The sequence below is a fragment of the Lederbergia ruris genome (genome assembly GCF_018332955.1).
Taxonomy (GTDB): domain Bacteria; phylum Bacillota; class Bacilli; order Bacillales; family Bacillaceae_C; genus Lederbergia; species Lederbergia ruris.
The window spans coordinates 1-286 of record NZ_BORB01000136.1 but is presented as its reverse complement, the minus strand read 5'-3'; the positions used below and the strand labels follow the sequence as shown (position 1 = coordinate 286).

At 45.8% G+C, this 286-nt stretch carries 1 protein-coding gene; it reads left to right on the top strand.

The window, feature by feature from the left end; genetic code table 11:
* On the top strand, positions 1 to 206 hold a 206-nt coding region (locus KI363_RS21765), incomplete at its 5' end, for a hypothetical protein (protein WP_212967627.1).
* Positions 207 to 286: the final 80 nt, after the last annotated feature.

The window sequence follows — 286 nt, the reverse complement described above, 5'->3', positions numbered from 1 at the left end:
CCGCCATGAACGGCAAAATAGTGCCGGGAGAGGGAGAAACTCTACAAAAAAAGGTTCCAAGCAAATTTTTTATTGCTTGGAACCTTTTTATTTACTATTTTTGGCTAGTTATGTCCCAGCCTCTTTTCTATCTGCTGATTCAGGATTTTTCTTTGTCTAGCTCCAGCGCCCAGCGACTAGCAAACTTTCGGTGCCTGCTTGCGTAAGTCAACATCGATTCACCCTTCGGTGTCTAGCTACAGGCGGTAGGGGCTCGAGGTCAAATAACCCTAAACCTAGGAAGGGA